The following is a 24,321-nucleotide window of genomic DNA, read 5'->3' as shown; positions in this document are numbered from 1 at the left end:
TTAAAAGGAGAGATTACGTATGGCTATAAATATCTTCACGCGAATGAAGGACAGTATTTCAGCAGACTTACATGAATTAATGGATAAAAAGGAGCAGAAAAATCCAATCACTGCTTTAAATCAGTATCTGCGTCAGAGTGAACAGGAAAAAGAGAAGGTTAGAAAACTGATTGAACGTCAATACAAATTAAAAGAGGAATTCTCTCGTGAGTATTTAAAAGCGCAGGATCTAGCAGATAAGCGCTTAAAGCAGTCTGAAGTCGCTGAAAAGGCCGAAGAGGCTGACTTATATGATTTCGCGATGAAAGAGCATGAAGAATATCAAGCACGTGCAATACGCTTAAAAGCAAGCCGTGAGGAAGCAATTGAACAGTTGACTTCCCTGGAAAACAAATATGAAGAGATGAAACACCGTCTAAAAGATATGCATATGCGCCGTATGGAATTAATGGGACGAGAAAATATTGCAAGAGCAAACCAGCAAATGAACCGTGTAATCGAAGACGTATCAGATAAGCCGTTTGCTAAGTTTGCTGAGCTTGAACAATATATTGAAAACCTGGAGTATCAAGTAAACAATGCCTTTTACAAGAGCGGTTTTGACACTAAAATTGCTAAACTTGAAAAGGAAATGGAAGAAAAAAAGAATAGTAAGAGCGAATAGTGTAATACAGGCAATATAGAGCAGTTAAAAAATCAAAAATTTAGAAGAAAAGATAGAATGAAACATGCTATACTTGAATAGACGCAGATTGTATCTGCGTCTATTCAATAGTTTTCGAATGCGAGGAGGACTACAGCAATGTTTAAACATATTCCAACTGGAAACTACAACTGGATAATTATAATTGGTGTCATCCTCTTTGTATTCGAAGTTATTTTCTTCTATGGAGGAGCCATTATTCCAGCAATCTTTTCAGCCATATTTATATATATCGGCTGGAAGAAATTTGATATGCTTTGGGGGAAAATCTTATTCTGGGTATCGCTTGCCAGTCTGGTTTTTTCCGTCCTCAACTTGATGGCAGTAAGGTTTTTAATCTTAGTAGCTGTCGTGCTCTTTATAGTTAATTTTACAAAATCAACACGGGATGCAAGGCATGAAGCTCCAATCCTGCCAGGAAGAACAGCAAATCAAGAGCCGCTTTTGAAGATGGAACTATTATTTGACCATACAATTTTTGATGATCAGTATACAGATGAAATAGCTTACCAATGGCGAGATGTAAATATTCACAGCTTTATGGGGGATAAAATAATAGACTTAAGCAATACAGTTCTGCCAAATGACACAGCGGTGATTTCTATTCGCCATGGACTTGGGAACATTGAAATTTATGTGCCTTATGAAGTAGAAGTCAGCATCCATCATAGTGCTATTTTTGGGAGAGCACATATTTTTAATGAAAACCATGAAAAAATGATGAATAAATCTTTACACTATCAAACGAGAGATTATGATTTAGCAACATCGAGAGTAAAAATAATCACCTCAGTATTTTCAGGAGATATCGAGGTGAGACGTATATGAGTACAGTTATCCGGCATATCTTTCCGGCAATTTTATACAGTTTTATTTTCACTTTGGCTGTTCTGTCACTTGTTTTTCTTGTATTTCCTCTTGAAGAAATTTCATATCTTTGGGAGAAAAAGATTGGCAATGTTTCATTTATCATATGGATTATTGGGTTATTGATTGCAGGTGGCACAATTTTTGGTTTAACTGTTGGCTGGTATTGGAAACAGCGGTTGTATCATATTGAAAAGAAGCTGGATGATTTGAGTAAAGGTCAGCGACTATCTGCAGAGAAGGATCCATACCATGAGCTCACAAGTATTCAGAAACGATTAGAGCTTATTCAGGAGCGTATGCAGCAGCAGACAGAATATACGCAGAAATTGGCAACAGAAAGAGCAGAAGAACGCGAGCAAAGCCTTCAGGAAATTGTCGTCCAGGAGCGAAACAGGCTTGCCAGGGAGCTGCATGATTCAGTAAGCCAGCAGTTATTTGCAGCTTCGATGATGATGTCAGCAATCAACGATAATCACCTTCCAGAGAAAAATGACCTTAGAAAAAGATTAGGGCTTGTAGAAAAAATGATTCATCAATCACAGTTAGAGATGAGGGCATTACTATTGCACTTACGCCCAGCAGCATTAAAAGGAAAGTCTTTACAAAAAGGTGTGGAAGAGCTGCTCGCAGAAATGCAACAGAAAGTAACAATGGATATTACTTGGAATGTGGAGGGTTTTTCGGTTGATAAGGGAATCGAGGATCAGCTGTTTCGAATAATTCAGGAAGCGATGTCTAATACCTTACGTCATGCAATGGCGACTAATTTCCAATTACTGCTAATCTTTCGAGATGCGACAGTCATTTTAAGGATTACCGATAATGGTGTCGGGTTTGATATGAAAAAGTTGAAAACAGGTTCCTACGGGATGCAAAATATGCGAGAACGTGCATATGAGGTCGGCGGGAGCTTTAAGGTAATTAGTTTGCCGAATGAAGGCACGAGGCTCGAAGTGAAAGTGCCGATACTTAAAACGAATGAGCGGCAAGGAATTTCTAAAGCTGAAAGCGAGGAAGAGTGATGATTAAAGTATTATTTGCTGATGATCATGAAATGGTTAGAATTGGTGTTTCAGCATATCTGTCAGCTCAGCCGGATATTGATATTATAGCTGAAGCAGATGATGGTGCGCCCGCAGTAAAGCTTGCATTAGAATTGAAGCCAGATATTATTTTAATGGATCTCGTAATGAAGGAAATGGATGGTATTGAGGCAACGAAGAAAATTATTGAAGCTTGGCCAGAGGCGAAAATTATTATTGTAACGAGCTTCCTTGACGATGAAAAAGTTTATCCTGCTTTAGAAGTGGGAGCAACGAGCTACTTATTAAAAACTTCCAAGGCAGATGAAATTGCAAAAGCAATCCGTGCAACATATAACGGGCAATCCATTCTTGAGCCAGAGGTCGCGGGTAAGATTATGCATCGTATGCGAAATAAAAATGAAATTTTACCCCACGAACAGCTGACAGAGCGGGAAAAAGAAATTCTTTTACTAATTGCAAAAGGGAAAACAAATCAGGAAATAGCTGATGAATTATTTATTGCTTTAAAAACAGTAAAGGTACATGTGAGTAACGTTCTTGGTAAGCTTGAGGTGCAAGATCGTACACAGGCGGTAATCTATGCATTTCAAAACAAACTTGTATAATTATTTCCAAAAAGAATAAATAAGATGTAATTATTCCAAGGGCAGTCGAAAAATGACTGTCCTTCTTATTTTGTAAAAAAAGTTGTAATATAATCATTTTAGAGGGATTTGTTACAGCAGAATTGCAGGCATAACGACCTATAAAAAGAAAAACGTGTTGATAATATAGAGATTTTCAGAGTTAAAAGGATCGATTTTTCACATATAAAGAAATAATATGTCATTATTTGAAACATAACTGTAATATTACTATAACATGCATGAAATTTAAGGGTGCTATACTACCCATGTACTAGAAAAAATAAACATATAAATTTCACGATATTGCAAGCGAACACACATGAAATTTTACATAAAATTGTACTGCAATGGTTGTGATGGAAATGGGGAACGAGAAAATTGAAGAAGACATTAGTAACAATTTCCACTGTTGCAGTGGTTGGTTTAAGTAGCGTATTTTTCAGTACTCCAGCATCAGCAGATACGTTAGATAATCTAAAAAATAAGGAAAATCAGATTCAACAAGATAGAGATAGTATTAAAGCAAACCTTTCTGATGCAGAGTCAGAAGTTGCAGATTTACTTATCGACCTAGAAGAAATTAATGATGAAATTGAACGTGTTACAAAGGCACTAGAAGAAAACAAAACAGTATTAAAGAAAAATGAAGATGATATTTCTAATACACAGTCTGAAGTAGACAAGCTTGAAGAAGAAATTGTTGAGCTTGAAGAAGCGATTGAAAAACGTTTTGAAATTTTGAAAGAACGTGCGGTTGCTTATCAGAAAAGTGGCGGAAACATTTCTTACATAGAAGTTCTATTTGGATCAAAAAACTTTGGTGATTTTATCAGCCGTGTAAGTGCGATAAATAAAATTACAGACTCCGATGCAGCTTTAATGGAGCAAATTGAAGAAGATAAAGTGAAAGTAGAAGATAAACAAGATGAGGTTCTTGCTAAACTTGACGAATTAAAAGAAATGAATGTTGAGCTTGAAGGAATGCAAGCACTGATTAAAACGCAGCAAGATGAAAACAAAGCTAAAAAAGCAACATTAAAAGAAAAAGAAGAAACACTTCTTGTTAAAGTAGAAGAACTTGAAATTAAGGACAGCAAACTTGCTTCACTTGAAAAAGAAGTAAGACAAAATATTAAAGAACTAACACAGCCAGTACAGGAAACACAGGTAGCGAGTGAAACTGCTGATAATTCATCTGATGGCGGGAAACTTAATACATTATCAGAATCAAGACCAGCAGCCTCTGGCGGAACAGGCGCGGCAACGAACGCTGGATTTGCTCACCTTGGCACTCCATATGTTTGGGGAGGAAAAGGACCAGGCGGCTTTGACTGTTCAGGTTTTGTTTCATGGGCATTTGCTCAAGAAGGAATCTCAATTCCATCCAGTACATCTGGATTGCAAAGTACAGGTACAAAAGTTTCTTCAAGCAATATGCAGCCAGGAGACATTGTATTTTTCGACACTTATAAAACAAACGGACATGTTGGAATCTACCTAGGTGGCGGTAAATTCATCGGAGCTCAAAACTCAACAGGGTTAGCAGTGGCTGACATGTCAAGCGGCTACTGGGCTGGTAAATTCTCTGGTCATGTACGCAGCGTACGCTAATAAAAAACGTAAAAATCCATCCTTACGGGGATGGATTTTTTATTCTCTATTTATGGAGTTAGACACCTGAAACGTTACAACGTTTTAGCGTGAAATTTTGCGCAGAAAAGTATGTTTGGAATACGGATTTCCCGCAGAATGAACGAAGAGCAAAACGATTCAAAATGCGGTAAAAGCAAAAATCGGATAAATTGCTGCATGCGCTTAAAACCTGGCTGGTGAAAAAAAATACAATCATAAAACGTTCTGTATAGACTGATTTCTTTGGATATATTATAATGAAAAATAGAAAAGTGGGTGATTCAATGGGAAGGTAAAAAGCACTAAAAGTAGAATACTAAACTTTGATTCAGTCATTAGTGGCTTTGTCTTCTTTGATTGAATCAGAATCGAAAAATAAAATTTTAAATTAACCTAGGAGGTGAAGTTCCTATTGCAAATGCAATAGGAACCTTAATTGGACGTATTGCCCATATTTAACTTACTTGCAGTTGCAGTACTTATAGGACTTACCGCATTTTTCGTTATGGCGGAATTTGCGATTGTAAAAATTAGAAGTACACAACTAGAACCACATATCGAAAATGGAAAAAAGTCTGCTGTTTCAGCTAAAATAGTTATAACCCATTTAGATGAATATTTATCAGCCTGTCAGCTCGGAATTACGATTACTGCTCTAGGTATTGGACGTTTAGCAGAACCTACTTTTGAGAAAATGTTACATCCAGTTCTGGAGTACTTAAACATTGGTGCTGGAGCTGTAACGACTTTATCGATTGTTATCTCATTTATTATTGCTACATTTCTGCATGTAGTAATTGGGGAGCTTGCTCCAAAAACAATAGCAATTCAAAAGGCAGAGCAAGTTACATTGTTTATTGCAAAACCACTTATTTGGTTCTATCGCTTGCTCTATCCGTTCATTTGGCTATTAAATGGATCTGCACGACTAATCGTTCGCATACTTGGTTTTCAACCAATGGGCAGCCACGAACAATCACATACGGAAGAAGAACTTCGTTTAATCCTTGCTGATAGTTTTGAAAGTGGTGAAATTAATCAAGCAGAGATGATGTATGTTAACAACATTTTTGAATTTGATGAGCGAGTAGCAAGGGAAATCATGGTTCCTCGAACAGAAATGGTCTACTTTTCAAAAGAGGACAGTTTTGAAACCAACCTTGACGTCATTCTTGAAGGTCAGTTTACGAGATACCCTGTAGCTGATGAAGACAAGGATAACATCGTTGGTCTTGTTAACTTGAAAGAAGTTTTCACAGGACATATCCAAGATAAAAATGTAAGAATTGAACAGTTTATCCGGCCAATCCTTCACATATCAGAAGCAACACCGATAAAACAGGTGCTTTTAAAGATGCAGAAGGAAAGAATTCATATGGCCATTGTGAACGACGAATACGGTGGCACTGCTGGTTTAATTACTGTTGAAGATATATTGGAAGAAATCGTTGGAGACATCCGAGATGAATTCGATGAAGATGAAGTGCCGGATGTTCAGGAAATCAATGATAAAACATTAATTGTATCAGGTAAAATACACTTAGAAGATCTAAATGACATTTTAGGTATCGAACTTGAGGATGATGAGGTTGATACAATTGGTGGATGGATTTTCACAGCAAATCTTGACGCTCAAGAGGGCGTAACGATTGAATATGAAAACCACCGCTTCATTATCGAAGAAATGGACGGTTACCAAATTAAAAAAGTAAGAATTATAAAACCATAAATTATCAAAGAGTCAGACTTTTGTCTGGCTCTTTTTAGTTCTCACATTTAAATATTAATTTATAGCTTTTTAGTCGTTAATCGAATACATAATCGGGAGTAAGAGAAGGTTTGAGAATATCGCTGTTTATGTCATTATTGAAGTCAGCCAATTTAAATCAGAGCTCACTGCGGTTGAATGATGGATACAAAAAGAAAAAGATAATCACTTCTTATAAGCGGATTATCTTTTTCTTTATATTTATTATGAAACAAGCTTTAATCCGATTGCTGCACCTAGCACCATACCGATAAATAGTAGTCTTTTCCAATCCTTTGACTCCCCGTATAAAAGCATACCTAGAATTGCTCCGCCAGAAGCGCCAATTCCTGTCCAAATTGCATAGGCTGTACCCATTGGCAGGGTTTCCATCGCATAGGCGAGTAAAATAAAACTTATTCCAAATCCTGATATTAATAAAATCAATGATTGCCAATTACGGTCCTTATGCAATTTATTAATCATTGTAACACCAAGCATTTCAAATAAACCAGCAAATAATAAAGAAATCCATGCCATTAGGATGCATCTCCTTTCTGAACCTTGTCGGGTGTAACTAATTTTAATCCAATAACACCAGCTAATAATACTAAAATCAGGATTATTTTTTGTGCTTCAACTGTTTCACCAAAGAATAGTATTTCTGAAAATACAGTTCCGGCAGTACCTAAACCGACAAATATAGCATAAACGGTTCCTACAGGTAGTTTTTTTCCAGCCATAATCATCAAATAGAAGCTGACAAAAATTGCTAAAGCAGTTCCAGACCAAGTCCAAAAATCATTTGCGTGTTTCAAACCAATAACCCAAAATACCTCAAAAAAAGCAGCAATAAAAACTTTAACCCATTCTTTATTCATACAAGAGATACCTCCGATTTTATTATTGCCGGAAAACAAAAAGCCTGAGAGAAAACTGTTAAACAGTTTCTCCCAGGCTTTTATCCCTCCGTGGCACAGCATAAGCTATGAGTTTTCTCTCGGACCAGTCCAGCATATTAGCTGCGGAACCCTAGAAAACAATTAAAATATGCAATTATTTATTATTATACACATTTAATGAATTAAATCAAGATTAGAGAGCAACTCCAGAATTAATCTGAATGTTTAACTTAATTGAATTAGGGTTAAATACATAAAAGAACAAAAAATTATCTTTTCTATAGGAGGCCGTATAGTAGAATGAGTGGGAAAATTACTGAAACAATCAAATGGCTAAAAGACGTAAGAAAAGACGATGCAAATAAAGTGTTCACGATGTATTTAAACACAGACCGTTCTGATCCAAATCAACAAGGGGATGAATGGAAAATTCATTTCAAAAATGGTATGCGCAATTTCGACAAATACTTACAGCAAGACGATAATAAAGAGGAAAGAAAAAATTTCCTGAAAATAAAAGAGAAAGTGACAAAGTTTATTAAAGAACAAGAAACAGACTTTTTGAGAAGCGTAATTGTTTTTGCGACTGCCGATGACGATATCTGGTTTGCGAAGTGTGTACAAATGCGTGTAGATAATGAATTCTATTGGCAAGACACACCAGAATTAAATCAGCTCAACAAGTTAAAGGAAATGTATCCAAAACTTGGTGTTATACTCGTTCAGCAGAACCAAATTAAAGTTATTAACTCTGAAACAAATCGAATTTTAGATACTTTCTATTATGAGTTAGATGTAGAAACAGAGGATTGGCGACTAAAACAAGGGCCGCGCCGGGTTGCTTCTGCTGGTGCTGGTGGACCTAATATGCAAAAAGATAGTTTTGAATCAAGGTATACTGCTAACATTCAACGCTGGTATAAATCAATTGCCCCTAAACTAGACAAGCTCGCTAAAGATAGTGGCTGGGAAAGAATTTATCTGATAGGGGAAGGCGATGGGATAGTGGAGCTTTCAAAACAAATGAATAAACCAATTGAAAAAACAATCCAGAAAAACATGCTGGATCATGATGAAAATAAAGTATTAGAGGAAGTTCTCTCGTAACATTAAAAAAACAGTGAAACCATTTACTATAAATGGTTTCACTGTTTTTTATTCTTCCGATAAGTATTTTTCGTTCACATAGCCTGTGAATTCGCTGGTAATCACCTTTACCCATTTGTTTCCACTGTCCTCAACTTGTACAGTCTCATCAAGTACGAGAAGTCCTGCGATTTCATAGTCTACGCCTGGTCCGCTGCGCGCATATAAGGAATCAGCAAGTACTGTTCTGGTTGAAGTAGAAACCTCTGCAGTTTCATCTGTTTGGCTTTCTTCCTCGTCGTTTCCGACTGCGCCAGCAGCTCCTGCAGCCGCTTCATCTCCGCCAGCATCGTCTTCATCATTCGATTGCTTCTCTTCATCAGCGGTATTTTCTGTTTGAGCGGCAGACAGATCGGTGAACTCCGGGTTATTGAATTTTTGCTGCATAAAACCAACAAACACAATAAATGCTAAAGCAAAAATAGTCAATAATACTGCAAATAGATTTTTATAACGTTTCATCATTTAAACTCCTATACGATAATATCTAAAAGTAGTATACACGAGTTTCACTAAAAAGGCTAAGCTGCTTTACATTCTGGGCAAAGGCCGTAAATTTCAAACTTATGATCCTCTATTATATAATCTTCCAGTCTGTTTTTTATATCATCCATTGGACAAATATCGATTTCTTTTGTCTTACCACAGATACTGCAAATAAAATGATGGTGATGGTGCATTGTGCAATTCATGCGAAAATGCTTTTCTCCATTTAATTCTGTTGTTTCAAGAATTTTCATTTCATTATATAGATGAAGGTTTCTGTATACAGTATCAAAGCTGATTCCGCGGTATCTTTCTTCCATAAATTGCAGGAGATCCTTTGCTGTCCGATAGCCATCAGCTTGCTCAAAGAAAGTTAAAATATCTTTTCTTCTATTTGTTGTTTTATAACCTTTATTTTTTAATAACTCTACAGCTTCTTTCGTGTTCATTAGGTTTCCCTCACTTTCTATGCTGATTTCCGCCCTCGTTTATATCCAATTGATAGGAGTAATATCGCGACGGCAATCATAACAATTGTTCCACCTGGTGGGATACTTAGATAATATCCAGTTATTATGCCTATAATAACAGATAATTCACCAAAAAGAATAGATAAGAGCATCATTTGTTTAAAGCCTTTAGCAATTCGCATTGCAGCCGCCACTGGAAGGGTCATTAAGGCGGAGACGAGCAGCACTCCAACAATTCGGATAGAAGCAGCAATCACCAATGCTGTCAAAATAATAAATAATAAATGAATTTGTTTTGTATGAATTCCTGAAATTTTAGCATGTTCTTCGTCGAAAGATAATGTAAATAGCTCTTTATAAAATAAAATAATAACAGCTACAACAACAGCAAAAATAATAAATATCAGAAAGAAATCATTTCTGCTTACCGCTGAAACAGATCCAAATAAATAGCCGAATAAATCTGTATTAAAGCCATTCGCAACAGATATAAAAATTACACTTAAGCCAACTCCAGCGGATAAAATGATGGGTATGGCCAATTCCTCGTAACTTTTGTATACACTGCGCAGTTTTTCAATCAGTATGGAACCAAATACAGAGAAAGCCATTCCACTGTATAGTGGTGAGAAGGTAATCAACAGCAGTTTCTCAAGCATAAGGCCAAAGGCAATACCTGCTAATGTTACATGTGAGAGCGCATCAGCGATTAAGGATAAACGGCGTACAACGATAAAAGTCCCAAGTAATGGAGCTATAATCCCAATTAATAATCCTGTTAAAAATGTATATCTTAAAAAATCATATTGAAAAAAATCTGCTAGCATAGTTTTTCCTCCATTACTGGTTGTGAGCAACGATATTCACAGGGTGGTTATAAAAAGAAGATAAATCTTGCTCTGAGAGTGAAGTATACTCCTCTGGATTTCCGTGAAAATGCAATGTTTTATTTAAACAAACAATATCTGTTGCATATTCTGTCATTATACCCGTATCGTGCGTAACAAGCAGCATCGTAATTTCCTGTTCTTGATTCAGCTTGAATAATAAGTCATAAAAACGTTTCACATTTTCTTGATCGATTCCTACTGTAGGTTCGTCCAAAATTAATAGTTCTGGATCGTTGACCAAGGCCCGTGCAATAAAAATTCGCTGTTGCTGGCCACCTGAGAGGTTTCCAATGTTTTCATAAGCATAGTCAAGCATGTCGACTAACCCAATCGCGTGCAGAATTTTTGCTTTATGTTCTTTATTTAAAAATTTAAAGTAACCTATCTTTGCAGTGAGTCCAGTAGAAACAACCTCAAAGACAGTAGCTGGGAAACCTAGATTAAAACTATTTGCTTTTTGCGATACAAAGCCTATTTTATTTCTTTCATTAAATTTTCCGATTGGTTTATCGAATAATTTAATATCTCCTTGGTCAGGTTTCAGCAGACCAAGCATTAATTTAATTAAAGTAGTTTTTCCACCACCGTTTGGACCGATTAGACCCATGAACTTTCCCTTTAATATTTCAAAGTTGATATCATCTAAAATGAGTTTGTCCTCATAGGAAAAACGAATATTATTCATTGTTATGATTGGCTCGTTCATGCTTTCACTTCCTTCTTTTACATTCTTTTTTAGTTCATTGCTTTGTCTAAAACTTCAAGATTATCCATCATTATAGATAGGTAATCACGTTGTTCACTGATATCCTCATCTGTTCGAACAGAAAGATTGTGGATTGTCAAAGGTTCAGCTCTGATTTCTTCTTTGATAACCTCAGATACTCTTGTTGTAACATTTTGTTCGAAAATGATATGTTTTAGTCCATGTTCGTTTGCAGTGTCAATAATTGATATCAGTTCTTTCTGTGATGGTTCATTCTCTGTAGACAGTCCGTGAATTGCGATTTGTTCTATATTATATCTGTCTTCCCAATATCCGAAAGCTGCATGTGTCACTAACAGCTTTTTATTTGTCTTCGATTCTGTTAATTGCTGAAATGCATTATCTAATTTCGTAAGTTCGGCTTCAAGATTAGCCAGATTTTCATTATATAATTCTATCTCCTCGGGATGTGTTTTAACCAGTTCATCTTTAATGATGTGAGCAATATCAATCATCCGAAGTGGGTCAAGCCAAATATGCGGATCTATATCTCCATGGTCATGGCCGTGATGATCATCATCTTCTTCGTGCCCATGTTCATGATTATTATGGAGAAAGAGGTCCTCGTGCTCACCAATTTCAATCAATTTTACATCCTGGTCTTTTAATGCCTCAGCTGCAGTGGAAGCGAAAGCCTCAAGACCCGCTCCAATATAGAAAAAGGCCTCCCCATCGGCAATATCTGTAAGTTCTTTAGATGTTGGCTCATAAGTATGTTCGTCCACGCCTGGCGGATATACTGTTATTGCCTCTACCGTATCTCCAGCAATTTCTTCAACAAGAAATTGTAAAGGATAGACAGTTGTGTAGATTTTCGATTCTGTGTTATTATCATCACTCGTATTACTACAAGCAGTAATTATGAAAAAAACAAATAATAATATCATTAATTTATATGACTTCACGTAATTTCCTCCTATAATTCATCTTAATACTACCCAAGAAACGCTCAATAATAAAAAGCTATTCTTAATAATATCGTAACCATTCCGATTTGTAAACAGTAACCGTTCCGATTTACTTAAAATCTATGATATATCTTTTAGAGGTTTACAAGGGTAATTGCTAATGTATCAAGTGATCTCAGGATTAAGTATGGATATTAATAATTAAAGAATACTCTTGTGGAGATTTGTTCAGAGGTTATTTATATATAGCTTGCTAACTCTGTTATAACGGAATTTGTATACTAAGTTGGGGCTGTCCAGGGGCATACGTACTTTTAGGCATGATGAACGAATTGCACAATAATATTTCAATAGCCGCCTTGAGTATTGCTGAGGGGATATCGGTTGCAGACTATTATAGGAAGAAAAAACGTTAAAGATAAATAATTAGATTATTTTTGCTATATTTATTGCGAAATGTCAGAAAGTATTTTATACTAAGAATAACGAGATAGGAGCCTATCTTATATTTTTTACGAATTAATGAATGAGCATTCATTCAAAAAACGGATTGGGGGATACAACATGAAGCTGTCAATCAAGCGAGCGGTGGTGCTGGGATCTGGAGTAATGGGTTCTGGAATTGCTGCACACTTGGCGAATATTGGCATTCCAGTCTTAATGCTGGATATTTTGCCGAAAGAATTAACAAAGCAGGAAGAAAATCAAGGTCTTACGATGGAAGATAAAGCGGTTAGAAACCGATTAGTTAACAAGAGTAAAAAAGCATTATTAAAACAAAAGCCTTCACCGATTACTTCAAAGGACAGTCTGAATTTAATTGAGACTGGCAACTTTGAAGATGATATCGGAAAGCTTGCTGGTGCAGATTGGATTATCGAAGTTGTAACTGAAAATCTGGAAATTAAAAAACGGATTTTTCAATGGATCGATGAATACCGGAAAGAGGGCAGTATTGTCAGCTCAAATACGTCTGGGATATCTGTCGAAGCAATGATTGAAGATTGCAGTGATGATTTGAAAAAACACTTTTTAGGAACACATTTTTTCAATCCACCACGTTACTTAAAACTGCTGGAAGTAATTCCGACGAAACATACGGACGAATCAATTCTTTCGTTTATGAAGGAATTTGGTGAAAATGTTCTGGGTAAGGGTGTAGTTGAAGCAAAGGACACACCGAATTTTATTGCCAATCGTATCGGTACCTATGGACTTTTGGTTACGGTACAAGAGATGCTGAAAAACGGATTTAGTGTCGGAGAAATTGACTCAGTTACAGGTCCTTTAATAGGAAGACCAAAAAGTGCTACATTCAGAACACTGGATGTTGTTGGTCTTGATACATTCATTCATGTTGCTAAAAATGTCTACGATAAAGTAGAAGGAAATGAAAAGGCGGTCTTCGATCCACCCGAATTTATGAAAAAGATGCTGGATAATGGTTGGCTTGGTGCGAAAACGGCAAAGGGTTTTTATCAGAAGAAGGATGGAGTTATCTATGAGCTCAATCCGGAATCGCTGGAATATGAAGAACGAAAAAAGTTAAAAACAGCAGCTACTGAAATGGCTAAGCAGGCAAAAGGCTCACGCGGTAAATTGAAAGCGCTTCTATCTGTAAAAGATGACCGTGCCGCAGACCTTGTTTGGTCGATAATAAAGCCAGTTCTGCTTTACTCAGCGGAATTGCTTGGAGAAATTGCTGATGACATTACAGCAATTGACCAAGCGATGAAATGGGGCTTTGGATGGGATATTGGACCATTTGAAACATGGGATGCGATTGGCCTAAGAAAAGTGACAGAACGTATACAAAGTGAGGGACAGACGGTTCCTGACTGGGTACTCGAACTGTTAGAAAGAGGATATGAATCGTTTTATAAGCAAGAGAATGGACAGATTTTTTACTATCATAAGGGGGATTATCAGCAGTTAGAAATGAACCCACGGGAATTTAATCTCCGTCTCTTGAAAAATGAAAAAAATGTCATTAAGAAAAATAATGGGGCAAGTTTAATAGATATTGGTGATGATGTCGCTTTACTTGAGTTCACCTCACCGAATAACTCGATTGGTTTAGATGTAATGCAGATGGTGAGTTTTGCTATTGAGGAAGCGGAAAAAAGTTATAAAGGGCTGGTTATCGGAAATCAAGGCAAAAACTTCTGTGTTGGCGCAAATCTAGCATTAATGCTAATGGAAGCACAGGATGATAACTTTTATGAATTAGATATGGTTATCCGCCAATTTCAGAATATGGCAATGCAAATTAAGTATGCCAACAAGCCTGTGGTTTCAGCTCCGTTTAATATGGCTCTTGGTGGAGGAGCAGAGATATCTTTGCCTGCTGCAGCAATCCAGGCCTCTCCAGAAACATATATGGGACTTGTTGAGTTTGGAGTAGGTCTTATCCCTGGTGGCGGAGGAACGAAAGAACTTTACTTGAAGGAACTTCGAAACCTGCCTAAAGGTATTGACTTTGATTTGTCGAAGATAGCGAATGATGTATTTGAAAAAGTAGCTACAGCCAAGGTCTCTACTTCTGCAAAAGAAGCCTTGGATAATGGATATCTTGATCAATTTGATGCAATTAGTGCAAATCCTGATCATCTGCTTTATGATGCAAAACAAAAAGTGATTGCATTAGACCAGGCCGGATACAGAGCACGTACCCGGGAAAAAGTTCCTGTTGCAGGTAATTCAGGGTATGCAGCAATGATGCTTGGTGCGAAGTCCTTACAGCTAAGTGGTTATGCATCAGAGCATGATCTTAAAATTGCTGAAAAGTTGGCTTATGTATTATCTGGCGGTCGAATTAAAGCAGGAACGTTAATTGATGAACAGGCGATGCTCGATCTTGAGCGTGAAGCATTTTTAAGTCTGATTGGTGAGCCGAAAACACAAGCACGGATGCAACACATGCTTATGAAAGGAAAACCATTACGTAATTAAAAGTAAGGGGGAAGGGAAATTGAAGGAAGCAGTAATTGTTGCAGGAGCTAGAACCCCTGTAGGAAAAGCAAATAAAGGAACACTTGCCGATACACGGCCAGATGATCTTGCGGCTTTAACGATTAAAGAAACATTAAAACGAGCAGGGAATTATGATGGGAATATTGATGATGTCATTATCGGCTGTGCTATGCCGGAAGCGGAGCAAGGAATGAATATGGCAAGAAATATTGCTGGTCTTGCTGGCCTTCGGGAGGATGTGCCTGGGATAACGATTAATCGCTATTGTTCTTCCGGTTTACAAAGTATTGCTTACGGAGCTGAACGGATTATGGTTGGTGCAAGCGATACAATCATCGCAGGGGGAGCAGAGTCCATGAGCCTTATTCCGATGGGCGGCCATGTCATTAAACCAAATCCCAGACTAGTAGAGAATGCAATTGGTTATTACATGGGGATGGGGCATACCGCAGAAGAAGTAGCAAACCGATTCGGAATTTCTCGTACAGACCAGGACGCTTTTGCAGTACAAAGTCACGAACGTGCAGCACAAGCTATAAAGGAAGGGAAATTTAACGATGAAATTGTCCCTGTTGAACTAACGGAACGTGTACTTGATGCCGAAAATAAGGTAATAGAAAGAACGAAACGTTTTGAAATGGATGAAGGTGTACGTGAAGGAACAAATGCTGCTATTCTTTCTAAACTGAGACCAGCATTCCATATAAAAGGATCTGTAACGGCAGGAAATGCATCACAAATGAGCGATGGGGCTGCGACAGTATTATTAATGGAACATGAAAAAGCAAAAGCCGAGGGATTACAGCCATTATTAAAATTCCGTTCCTATGCAGTTGCAGGGGTGGAGCCTGAGATTATGGGCGTAGGTCCTGTTGAAGCGATACCGAAAGCTTTAAAAATTGCAGGATTAGACCTGTCAGATATCGGGTTAATTGAGCTGAACGAGGCGTTTGCGTCGCAATCTTTACGCGTGATTGAAGCATTAAATTTAGATACTTCAATTGTTAATGTAAATGGCGGAGCAATTGCACTTGGTCATCCACTTGGAATGACTGGAACGAAGCTGACATTGACACTTGCTCATGAGATGAAACGCCGCAATGTACAGTTTGGTATAGTAACGATGTGTATCGGTGGCGGAATGGGAGCAGCTGGAGTGTTTGAACTAGTCTAATTGGTTAGTTGAAGCAAAACTATGGATATCATAAAACGAACAAAGGGGAGATTAAAGTGAGTGAAACAAAAGATAAGCTTTTCAAAGGTGGAGCATTTCTAGTTGAGGATTTGGCTGGTGAAGATATTCTGACGCTTGAGGATTTAACAGATGAACATAAAATGATTGCAAAGACCACAGAAGAATATGTAGTTAACGAAGTTGTTCCTCTAGTTGATAATCTGGAGAACCATGAATTTAACCATTCAGTGGACCTGTTAAAAAAAGCAGGAGATCTCGGCTTGCTAGGAGCAGATGTTCCAGAAACCTATGGCGGCTTAGGGCTGGATAAAATCAGTTCATCATTAATTACTGAAAAAATGTCACTTGCAGGCGGATTCTCCATTACTCATGGTGCACATGTTGGAATTGGTTCCTTGCCAATCGTATTTTTCGGGAATAATGAACAGAAGGAGAAGTATTTGCCAAAGCTGGCAACTGGTGAACTAATTGCTGCTTATGCTCTAACTGAGCCTGGCTCTGGATCAGATGCGTTAGGTGCAAAAACCACAGCAAAACTAAATGATGCAGGTACCCATTATATTTTAAATGGGGAGAAACAATGGATAACAAACTCTGCTTTTGCTGATGTGTTTGTAGTATACGCTAAAATTGATGGTGAACATTTTTCGGCATTTATTGTTGAACGTGAATTCCCTGGTGTGTCTACAGGAGCAGAAGAGAAAAAAATGGGAATCAAAAGCTCTTCAACACGTACATTAATTTTAGAAGATGCTGAAATTCCAGTTGAAAACTTGCTAGGTGAAAAAGGCCGCGGCCATATTATCGCCTTTAATATTTTAAATGTGGGCCGCTATAAGCTGGCGATTGGAAGTGTTGGCGGTGCGAAGCGTTCTCTGGAGCTGGCAGTGAAATATGCGAATGAACGTAAACAATTTAATACATCCATTTCGAACTTTAATTTAACGAAGGAAAAGCTTGCTACAATGGCTTCAGAAATTTATGCAAATGAGAGTGCAGTCTACCGGACAGTTGGTTTGTTCGAACAGCGAATGGGTGCCTTATCGGAAGAAGAATTAAATGATGGCCGTGAAATAGCTAGAGCAATTGCTGAGTATCAAATTGAGTGCTCCATGACGAAGTATATGGCAACAGAGCTGCTTGATCGCACGGCTGATGAAGCAGTTCAACTTCATGGCGGATACGGATTCATGCAAGAATATGAAGTTGAAAGGATTTATCGTGATTCAAGAATTAACCGGATTTTTGAAGGGACGAATGAAATCAATCGCCTGCTCGTGCCAGGTACATTACTGAAGAAAGCAATGAAAGGAGAACTCCCACTCTTACAAAAAGCTCAAAGTCTTCAGGAAGAGTTAATGATGATGATGCCTGAAGAACCGGGTGAAGAAGCTCTCGAACAGGAAAAATATCTATTAAATAATGCAAAGAAAATTGTATTGCTTGGCGCAGGTTTAGCAGCACAGAAATATATGCAAAAACTGGACCAGGAGCAGGAAGTTTTAGTGAATCTTGCGGATATGGTTGCTGAAGTATTTAATATGGAGTCAGCAATATTGCGCACAGAGAAAGCAATAAACCAATCAGATGCTGATAAAAACAGACTGAAGCTTCTATATACTCAAGTCTATGTGCAGGAAGCATTTAACCGGATTGAAGCAGATGCAAAGGAAACGTTGATTGCAGTTGAAGAAGGAGACACATTAAGAATGATGCTTTCCTCATTGCGTAAATTAACACGTCATACACCAATAAATGTTATTGCTAAGAAACGGGAAATCGCTAAAGTGATTATTGATAAAGAAAATTATCTAGTTTAAAGACTTTAACAAAACAGCACAGCTCCATAGTGGGCATGTGCTGTTTTTGGGATTGGAACATTTAAAATTTCCGATTACAGGCTTCTATGATAAAATGATGCTGAATGATTATAAATGAGGTGATATAGCAATGAGTATTACATTTTATTGGTATCCGAATTGCAGTACCTGTAAAAAGGCTAAGAAATGGTTTGACGATAATGACATACCATATGAGGCAATCCATATTGTGGAAGATACACCAACAAAAGAAGAGTTGCTGCGTATTATTGGGAAGAGTGAACTTCCAGCAAAGAAATTTTTCAATACAAGTGGAAAAAAATATCGGGAATTAAATATAAAGGATAAAATTAAAGAAGCAACAGTTGATGAAATGGCAGGAATTCTAGCTTCTGATGGAATGCTGATTAAACGCCCGATTGCTGTTCGAGATGATAAGGTCACTGTAGGTTTTAAAGAAGAATTATATGAAGAAAACTGGGGTTGAAAAAATTAATAGAAACTTCAGAAGTTTGTTTCAGCTAGTGGATTTTATCAGGTTTCCATTGTATAGTTGAAATAAGAGGGAATAGGAAAGGATGAGAATCATGAGCTTGCCAAACGATTTAATGTACACAAAAGAACATGAGTGGATCAAAAAAGAAGAAGGAAACAAAGTACGTATTGGGATTACTGATTTCGCTCAAGATGAACTAGGAGATATTGTTTTTGTAGAACTTCCAGAAGTCGATGAAACAATTGATGCAGATGATTCATTCGGCAGTGTGGAGTCTGTTAAAACAGTTTCAGAACTTTATGCGCCTGTAAGTGGTACAGTTGTTGAAGTGAATGAAGAACTTGAAGACAGTCCGGAGCTTGTGAACGAGTCACCCTACGAAAATGCGTGGATGATTGTAGTAGAACTCAATGATGAAAGTGAATTGGACGAACTTCTGACAGCAGAACAGTATCAAGCAGTCATTGAAGAGGATTAATAATTTCCTGTTGCAGCAGGGGAAGCCAGCCTCTTCAAGAGTATTTGATCTTTCAAGAAAACAAGAGAGGCTGACTATACTACATTCGGTGTATAGTCAGCCTCTCTTGTTTCATATACTATATAAATACAATGAAACACAACTCCAAAACTTCGACTTACCTTATTTGGAATATTGCTTAATAAAATGGATAAGCATATTACTTGATTGGATAAGGAGTGCAGTGAGATGATAACATACGAATCTGAAAAAGTGATTATCGTTGAGGGATTAACAGATAAAAGAAAAATTGAAAAGATCCTCAACGAAAATGTAACAATAATCTGTACAAACGGAACACTAAGCATCAATAGGTTTGATGAACTTTTAGACACTTATGGTCTTGATGAAAATGAAGTTTATATTTTTGTTGATGAAGATAAATCCGGAATAAAGCTGAGAAAGCAGCTTGCGAAAGAACTGCCGCATGCTGAACATATTTATACGAGCAGTGATTATCGCGAAGTGGCAACTACACCTTATAAGTTTCTTGCTTCAGCGCTTGTAGCGAAACATTTTCAGGTTCGGCCATTCTTTTTAATCTAAGTAATTCAGGGTGAGCAAATGAAAGAAATAACAGATCAAGAATTAAAAAATGAGCGACTTTTGTTATATATTTACAGTCCGTTTTGTGGGACATGCAGTGTTGCGCGTGCAATGCTTGAAAAAATTGAAGCAATTCATCAAACGGAAATATTCTATGAAATGAATGCAAGTTACTATGAGAAATTTCTGCATGAATACAAAGTTGAAAGTGTTCCATGTCTATTGATAAAGGAAAATAATCAAGTGAAGGAAAAAATTTATACCTTTTATTCAACAGGGAATATATACCATTATCTGGTTAAGTATAAACCGGAACTTTTTGTGTCGCCTTCCTAGCTGTTGACAGAATGAATTCAAAAATGCTATGATTCCTGTACCGCAGTGCAACTGACTGTGGAATTTGTTGACATGTTAGGCTCCCAGCCAGAGATTGAACGTGCAATATCAATCCGAATGGTTTAATAAGCATAAAATATCACTTTATCAATTAAATAATGCGAATATCTCTTATCATGAGCGGTGGAGGGACTGGCCCTACGAAACTGCGGCAACCTTCAATTTATTTTGAAAGGTGCCAAATCCTGCAAATTTTATTTGACAGATGAGAAAACGTTAGATTAATTATTAATTATAAATAAACGTCTTTCTGTCACTTACAGAAAGACGTTTATTTGTAGTTTAAATTATTTAAGACATCTAGAGAGTGTGAGATACGATAAGACTGCTTGTTATTAGAAGCGAATAATGCACCATTCTGAACGGGAATTTTTTCCGCGAATGTTTTTATGTTTGATGCAGATGCTAATAATTCTATCTCTGTCTCATCAAATGTTTCTGGGAAGGAGAAACGAAATTGATTTCCATTAAAGGACTAAGTAAGTATTTTTTGACTAAAGATAAACGAATAACAGCGGTCGATGATTTGGACCTGGACATAAAAAACGGGGAAATATTCGGAGTTATTGGCTATAGTGGGGCTGGCAAAAGTACATTTATCCGTTTATTGAATCGGCTGGAGGAACCATCAGAAGGCAGTATAAAAATTGGCGAAAAGGATATTACAACCTTAAAAACAAATGAACTGCGGCTGGCCCGACAAGATATTGGCATGATTTTTCAGCACTTCAACCTTCTGTGGTCACGGACGGTTGCTGAGAATATAGCATTTCCGTTAGAAATTGCAGGTGTTGGAAAGGCAGAGCGTGAAAAGCGTGTACAAGAGCTAATCGACCTTGTTGGTTTAACGGGGCGTGAGAAAGCTTATCCATCTGAATTAAGTGGTGGACAAAAACAGCGGGTTGGAATCGCAAGAGCACTTGCGAATAAACCGAAATTATTATTATGTGATGAAGCAACCTCTGCTTTGGATCCAGAAACAACGAACTCTATTCTTGAACTATTGGTTGATATTAATGAAAAATTTGGCTTAACTATTATTTTAATTACCCATGAAATGCAAGTCATTCGTAAAATATGCCATCGTGTAGCAGTAATGGAAGCAGGTAAGGTAGTAGAGCTTGGAAATGTGCTTGATGTTTTCCTGCATCCCGAACAGCCTGTAACAAAGAGATTTGTTGGACAAGTAATGGGTGCAGATGAGGAAGAGGAAAGCTTTAATAGTATTTTTAATGAAAATCAGGAAGGTACTTTACTGCGTTTACAATTTGTTGGTGAACTAGCAAATCAAGCATTGATCAGTCAGCTTGCGAAAAAGTACCCGATTGAAATTAATATATTGCAAGGAAAGATAACACATACAAAAGCCGGCAGCTATGGAACGTTATTTGTTCAAATAACTGGTGAGCCACAAGAAATCAACCGTGCAATTCAATATGTTACTACAGATACCTCTGTAGAATTGGAGGTAATAGAGCATGCTGGATAATATAAGAGTTGACGAATTGCTGACAGCAACATATGAAACCTTTTACATGACGATTATTTCATTAATCGGCACGTTGCTATTTGGTATATTATTGGGTCTCTTGCTGTTCCTGACAAATAAAGGTGGAATCTGGGAAAATAAAATCATTAATATGTGTACAGCAGCTGTTGTCAATGTGTTTAGATCTATTCCATTTATTATATTAATATTGTTGCTGTTCCCATTTACGAATTTTTTAATTGGTACGATACGCGGACCGAGTGCAGCACTTCCTGCATTGATAATTGGTACGGCCCCTTTCTATGCAAGACTTGTTGAGATTGCATTTAAAGAAGTCGACAAGGGTGTCATAGAGGCTGCAAAGTCAATCGGTGCAAAGACGCGTACAATTATCTTTAAAGTGCTGCTGCCTGAATCCATGCCAGCTTTAATATCAGGTCTTACTGTGACTGCAATAGCACTTATTGGCTATACTGCGATGGCTGGAATAATTGGTGCTGGTGGACTAGGAGACTATGCATATTTTTACGGCTTCCAGCGACGTGATTTTGATCTTGTGTTTATTTGTACAATTATTATTTTAATTATTGTGTTTATCATTCAATTCATTGGAGATTTTATTACAACTAAGCTAGATAAAAGATAGTATTAAAGGAGAGAAAGCAAAATGAAGAAGATTTTTGGTTTACTTGTATTATCACTCATTATATTATTAGCTGCTTGTGGGACAAGTGATGATAAGACAGAAGAAAGTGCAGACAAAGAATCAAATGAACCAGTGGAGCTTGTTGTTGGTGCATCAAGTACACCTCATGCTGAAATTTTAGAAGAAGCAAAGAACTTACTTAAAGACGAAGGGATTACACTGACAATTGAAACATATCAGGATTATATACTTCCTAATGAGGACTTAGAGAATGGAACACTGGATGCTAACTTCTTTCAGCATATCCCTTATCTTGAGCAGACAGTAGCAGATACGGGTTATGATTTAGATTATATTGACGGCATTCATATTGAACCGATGGGTGTTTATTCGAAAAACATTACAAGCATTGATGAAATTAGAGATGGAACAGAAGTAATCATGAGCCGTTCGATTCCTGACCATGGACGAATTCTTTCTTTATTTGAACAACAAGGTTTAATCAAATTAGATGAAAACGCAGAGAAATCAACAGCTACCCTTGATGATATTGTGGAAAATCCAAGAGAATTAACATTTTCAGCTGATGTTGATCCGTTGTTGCTTCCTGAAATGTATCTTTCTGAAGCAGACGCACTTGTTGCTATAAATACGAACTATGCAATTGATGCAGACCTTAATCCATTGAAGGATGCACTATTTATTGAAGATGAAAACTCGGAATATGTGAATGTAATTGGTGTTCGTGCCAATGATAAGGATAATCCTGAGTTAAATAAATTAGTTGAAATACTGCAATCTGAAGAAATACAAAACTATATTCTTGATACGTATGAAGGTGCAGTAGTTCCAGTTGGCGGAAACAACTAACTTTTGAATTCATTAGTATATGGGAGCATAAACGTTAAAGTTTATGCTCCTTTCATATTATATCGTGCAGAATGTAAAATAACGGTTAATTTCCTGCAGGATACGTTTATATACGCATTGTGAAGGGAAAGGACCTGTGATACGATTTATAATGTAATTAAATTGAAAGGATGATTCATTATCGACAGTAGTGTAAACATGAATTACACACAGGAGATGGAAAAATCGATGAGCCAGTCTCATCACATGAGCTTTTCAGATTATGAAAGGAAGCTTTCAAACCGCATAAAGGTAGAAAAGCGCCGAGAACAGGAATATCAGCACTGCAAACAAATAGTAGCAGAAATTGACAATCAAATTTTCAAATAAAATTTTAAGGACACGGAGCTGGTTCAATGCTCCGTGTCCTTCTCTATTTTTTCTGCATTTGACACTTACTTTTTTACTCCTCTCAAAATCAACCCATCTGCCTCTGACCATTCAGCATAATAAATTTTATTGATATCCTGATATCCTTTTTCGGCCAGCAGAGAGAGCAGCCATTGTTCATCCTTATTTATAAATTTTAATGCTTGTTTCTGTATTCTTCCCTCATCAACGAGTAAATGGGAAAGTGCCTCTTCGTGTGGTGTAATTGATAACATTTCAGCAGTTACTGCAGAGGTTTGTTCATTTCTCATTACACTTAATTGACCGCTGGATTCCAAAATACCGTATTTTACCTCTTTAATTGAAAAAATACCTTGCTGACGAAGCATTGTACGAAGTTGTTCTGATTCAAGTTTGTTCTCTTTGAGAACTTTTGTATCCAACTCCCCATCATTGATTATGACAGATGGTTTTCCCTTGATGAGTGTTCGTGTTTTATCAAATCTACGTACAATCAATTCGACAATGTAAATAAGAATGGCCCATAATCCTATTGTGTAAAGCACTTGCCAGATGCTTACCATGTCATCGTACACAGCATCCTCAAGCAGACCGCCAAGAATTAATAAGTAAACAAAATCAAGCGGAGTAATTTGTGCGAGCTCTTTTTTTCCTAACAATCGTACAACAAGTAATAACGCTAAAAGCCCAATAATTATTTTTACAGTTATTGACGTTGCCATAATATATATCACCTTTCTCTAAAATCATTCTATTCACTCTAATACCCTTAATTTAATTTGCTAACTCAA

The 24,321-nt window shown here is 37.0% G+C and carries 25 protein-coding genes and 2 riboswitches; of the genes, 17 read left to right on the top strand and 8 right to left on the bottom strand.

Annotated elements, in window-relative coordinates:
* The first annotated feature begins 19 nt into the window (after positions 1 to 19).
* The 6 genes from NST93_RS07655 to NST93_RS07630 all read left to right on the top strand — a co-directional run bounded on the left by NST93_RS07655 (position 20) and on the right by NST93_RS07630 (position 6,606).
* A complete protein-coding gene (locus tag NST93_RS07655) occupies positions 20 to 664 on the top strand; it encodes a PspA/IM30 family protein (RefSeq protein WP_405102798.1) in 645 nt (214 codons plus the stop codon).
* A 138-nt stretch (positions 665 to 802) separates the two neighbouring features.
* The gene (liaF, locus tag NST93_RS07650) at positions 803 to 1,531 is read left to right on the top strand and encodes a cell wall-active antibiotics response protein LiaF (protein ID WP_405102796.1); all 729 of its coding nucleotides are present in this window, start codon (positions 803 to 805) and stop codon (positions 1,529 to 1,531) included.
* Positions 1,528 to 2,595, top strand: coding sequence for a histidine kinase (locus tag NST93_RS07645; RefSeq protein WP_405102794.1), 1,068 nt, complete (start codon positions 1,528 to 1,530; stop codon positions 2,593 to 2,595). Before liaF ends, NST93_RS07645 begins: the two co-directional genes overlap by 4 nt.
* Positions 2,595 to 3,224 carry a response regulator gene (locus NST93_RS07640; RefSeq protein WP_405102792.1) on the top strand — a complete coding sequence of 210 codons (630 nt, stop codon included), beginning with the start codon at positions 2,595 to 2,597 and terminating at the stop codon, positions 3,222 to 3,224. Before NST93_RS07645 ends, NST93_RS07640 begins: the two co-directional genes overlap by 1 nt.
* A gap of 399 nt (positions 3,225 to 3,623) precedes the next feature.
* Positions 3,624 to 4,856, top strand: a complete 1,233-nt coding sequence (locus NST93_RS07635) for an NlpC/P60 family protein (RefSeq protein WP_405102790.1) — start codon at positions 3,624 to 3,626, stop codon at positions 4,854 to 4,856.
* Between the two features lie 457 nt (positions 4,857 to 5,313).
* A complete protein-coding gene (locus NST93_RS07630) occupies positions 5,314 to 6,606 on the top strand; it encodes a hemolysin family protein (RefSeq protein ID WP_405102788.1) in 1,293 nt (430 codons plus the stop codon).
* Between the two features lie 243 nt (positions 6,607 to 6,849).
* Here NST93_RS07630 and NST93_RS07625 read toward each other — a convergent pair whose 3' ends face one another.
* A complete protein-coding gene (locus tag NST93_RS07625; protein WP_405102787.1) occupies positions 6,850 to 7,164 on the bottom strand; it encodes a DMT family transporter in 315 nt (104 codons plus the stop codon).
* Positions 7,164 to 7,505: a DMT family transporter gene (locus tag NST93_RS07620; RefSeq protein WP_405102785.1), complete on the bottom strand. Its 342-nt coding sequence runs from the start codon at positions 7,503 to 7,505 to the stop codon at positions 7,164 to 7,166. Before NST93_RS07620 ends, NST93_RS07625 begins: the two co-directional genes overlap by 1 nt.
* A gap of 67 nt (positions 7,506 to 7,572) precedes the next feature.
* Positions 7,573 to 7,671, bottom strand: a riboswitch (guanidine-I (ykkC/yxkD leader).
* Positions 7,672 to 7,826: 155 nt separating this feature from the next.
* Here NST93_RS07620 and NST93_RS07615 point away from each other — a divergent pair.
* Positions 7,827 to 8,633, top strand: a complete 807-nt coding sequence (locus NST93_RS07615) for a VLRF1 family aeRF1-type release factor (RefSeq protein ID WP_405102783.1) — start codon at positions 7,827 to 7,829, stop codon at positions 8,631 to 8,633.
* Between the two features lie 48 nt (positions 8,634 to 8,681).
* On the opposite strand, the gene NST93_RS07610 is transcribed toward NST93_RS07615, so the two are convergent.
* The 5 genes from NST93_RS07610 to NST93_RS07590 are packed head-to-tail and all read right to left on the bottom strand — an operon-like array spanning position 8,682 to position 12,189.
* Positions 8,682 to 9,134: an SH3 domain-containing protein gene (locus NST93_RS07610; protein ID WP_405102781.1), complete on the bottom strand. Its 453-nt coding sequence runs from the start codon at positions 9,132 to 9,134 to the stop codon at positions 8,682 to 8,684.
* A 59-nt stretch (positions 9,135 to 9,193) separates the two neighbouring features.
* Positions 9,194 to 9,607 (bottom strand): Fur family transcriptional regulator, encoded by a 414-nt coding sequence (locus NST93_RS07605; RefSeq protein ID WP_405102779.1) that lies wholly within the window; start codon positions 9,605 to 9,607, stop codon positions 9,194 to 9,196.
* Positions 9,608 to 9,624: 17 nt separating this feature from the next.
* Positions 9,625 to 10,455: a metal ABC transporter permease gene (locus NST93_RS07600; protein WP_405102777.1), complete on the bottom strand. Its 831-nt coding sequence runs from the start codon at positions 10,453 to 10,455 to the stop codon at positions 9,625 to 9,627.
* 13 nt (positions 10,456 to 10,468) lie between these two features.
* Positions 10,469 to 11,224 (bottom strand): metal ABC transporter ATP-binding protein, encoded by a 756-nt coding sequence (locus tag NST93_RS07595; RefSeq protein WP_405102775.1) that lies wholly within the window; start codon positions 11,222 to 11,224, stop codon positions 10,469 to 10,471.
* A gap of 29 nt (positions 11,225 to 11,253) precedes the next feature.
* The gene (locus tag NST93_RS07590) at positions 11,254 to 12,189 is read right to left on the bottom strand and encodes a metal ABC transporter substrate-binding protein (RefSeq protein WP_405102773.1); all 936 of its coding nucleotides are present in this window, start codon (positions 12,187 to 12,189) and stop codon (positions 11,254 to 11,256) included.
* 567 nt (positions 12,190 to 12,756) lie between these two features.
* Here NST93_RS07590 and NST93_RS07585 point away from each other — a divergent pair.
* From NST93_RS07585 to NST93_RS07540, 10 genes are all read left to right on the top strand, one after another.
* Positions 12,757 to 15,144, top strand: coding sequence for a 3-hydroxyacyl-CoA dehydrogenase NAD-binding domain-containing protein (locus tag NST93_RS07585; protein WP_405102771.1), 2,388 nt, complete (start codon positions 12,757 to 12,759; stop codon positions 15,142 to 15,144).
* Between the two features lie 19 nt (positions 15,145 to 15,163).
* Positions 15,164 to 16,339, top strand: coding sequence for an acetyl-CoA C-acetyltransferase (locus tag NST93_RS07580; protein ID WP_405102770.1), 1,176 nt, complete (start codon positions 15,164 to 15,166; stop codon positions 16,337 to 16,339).
* A 56-nt stretch (positions 16,340 to 16,395) separates the two neighbouring features.
* On the top strand, positions 16,396 to 18,180 hold the full coding sequence (locus NST93_RS07575) for an acyl-CoA dehydrogenase family protein (protein ID WP_405102768.1): 1,785 nt from the start codon (positions 16,396 to 16,398) through the stop codon (positions 18,178 to 18,180).
* Positions 18,181 to 18,310: 130 nt separating this feature from the next.
* Positions 18,311 to 18,667 carry an arsenate reductase family protein gene (locus NST93_RS07570; protein WP_405102766.1) on the top strand — a complete coding sequence of 119 codons (357 nt, stop codon included), beginning with the start codon at positions 18,311 to 18,313 and terminating at the stop codon, positions 18,665 to 18,667.
* Between the two features lie 100 nt (positions 18,668 to 18,767).
* Complete coding sequence (gene gcvH, locus NST93_RS07565) at positions 18,768 to 19,154, top strand: glycine cleavage system protein GcvH (protein WP_405102764.1); 387 nt, start codon at positions 18,768 to 18,770, stop codon at positions 19,152 to 19,154.
* A 228-nt stretch (positions 19,155 to 19,382) separates the two neighbouring features.
* The gene (locus tag NST93_RS07560; RefSeq protein WP_405102762.1) at positions 19,383 to 19,739 is read left to right on the top strand and encodes a toprim domain-containing protein; all 357 of its coding nucleotides are present in this window, start codon (positions 19,383 to 19,385) and stop codon (positions 19,737 to 19,739) included.
* 18 nt (positions 19,740 to 19,757) lie between these two features.
* Positions 19,758 to 20,075 (top strand): thioredoxin family protein, encoded by a 318-nt coding sequence (locus NST93_RS07555; RefSeq protein WP_405102760.1) that lies wholly within the window; start codon positions 19,758 to 19,760, stop codon positions 20,073 to 20,075.
* Positions 20,076 to 20,243: 168 nt separating this feature from the next.
* A riboswitch (SAM riboswitch) is annotated at positions 20,244 to 20,347 on the top strand.
* Positions 20,348 to 20,592: 245 nt separating this feature from the next.
* A complete protein-coding gene (locus NST93_RS07550) occupies positions 20,593 to 21,624 on the top strand; it encodes a methionine ABC transporter ATP-binding protein (protein WP_405102758.1) in 1,032 nt (343 codons plus the stop codon).
* Positions 21,614 to 22,270 carry a methionine ABC transporter permease gene (locus NST93_RS07545; protein WP_405102756.1) on the top strand — a complete coding sequence of 219 codons (657 nt, stop codon included), beginning with the start codon at positions 21,614 to 21,616 and terminating at the stop codon, positions 22,268 to 22,270. Before NST93_RS07550 ends, NST93_RS07545 begins: the two co-directional genes overlap by 11 nt.
* Positions 22,271 to 22,291: 21 nt before the next feature.
* Positions 22,292 to 23,140, top strand: a complete 849-nt coding sequence (locus tag NST93_RS07540; protein ID WP_405102754.1) for a MetQ/NlpA family ABC transporter substrate-binding protein — start codon at positions 22,292 to 22,294, stop codon at positions 23,138 to 23,140.
* A gap of 434 nt (positions 23,141 to 23,574) precedes the next feature.
* On the opposite strand, the gene NST93_RS07535 is transcribed toward NST93_RS07540, so the two are convergent.
* Positions 23,575 to 24,252 carry a DUF421 domain-containing protein gene (locus NST93_RS07535; protein ID WP_405102752.1) on the bottom strand — a complete coding sequence of 226 codons (678 nt, stop codon included), beginning with the start codon at positions 24,250 to 24,252 and terminating at the stop codon, positions 23,575 to 23,577.
* Positions 24,253 to 24,321: the final 69 nt, after the last annotated feature.

The sequence above is a fragment of the Oceanobacillus sp. FSL H7-0719 genome (assembly GCF_045040795.1).
Taxonomy (GTDB): Bacteria; Bacillota; Bacilli; order Bacillales; family Amphibacillaceae; genus Oceanobacillus.
The sequence above is the reverse complement of the archived record's forward strand: the minus strand, read 5'-3'. Positions and strand labels throughout refer to the sequence as shown.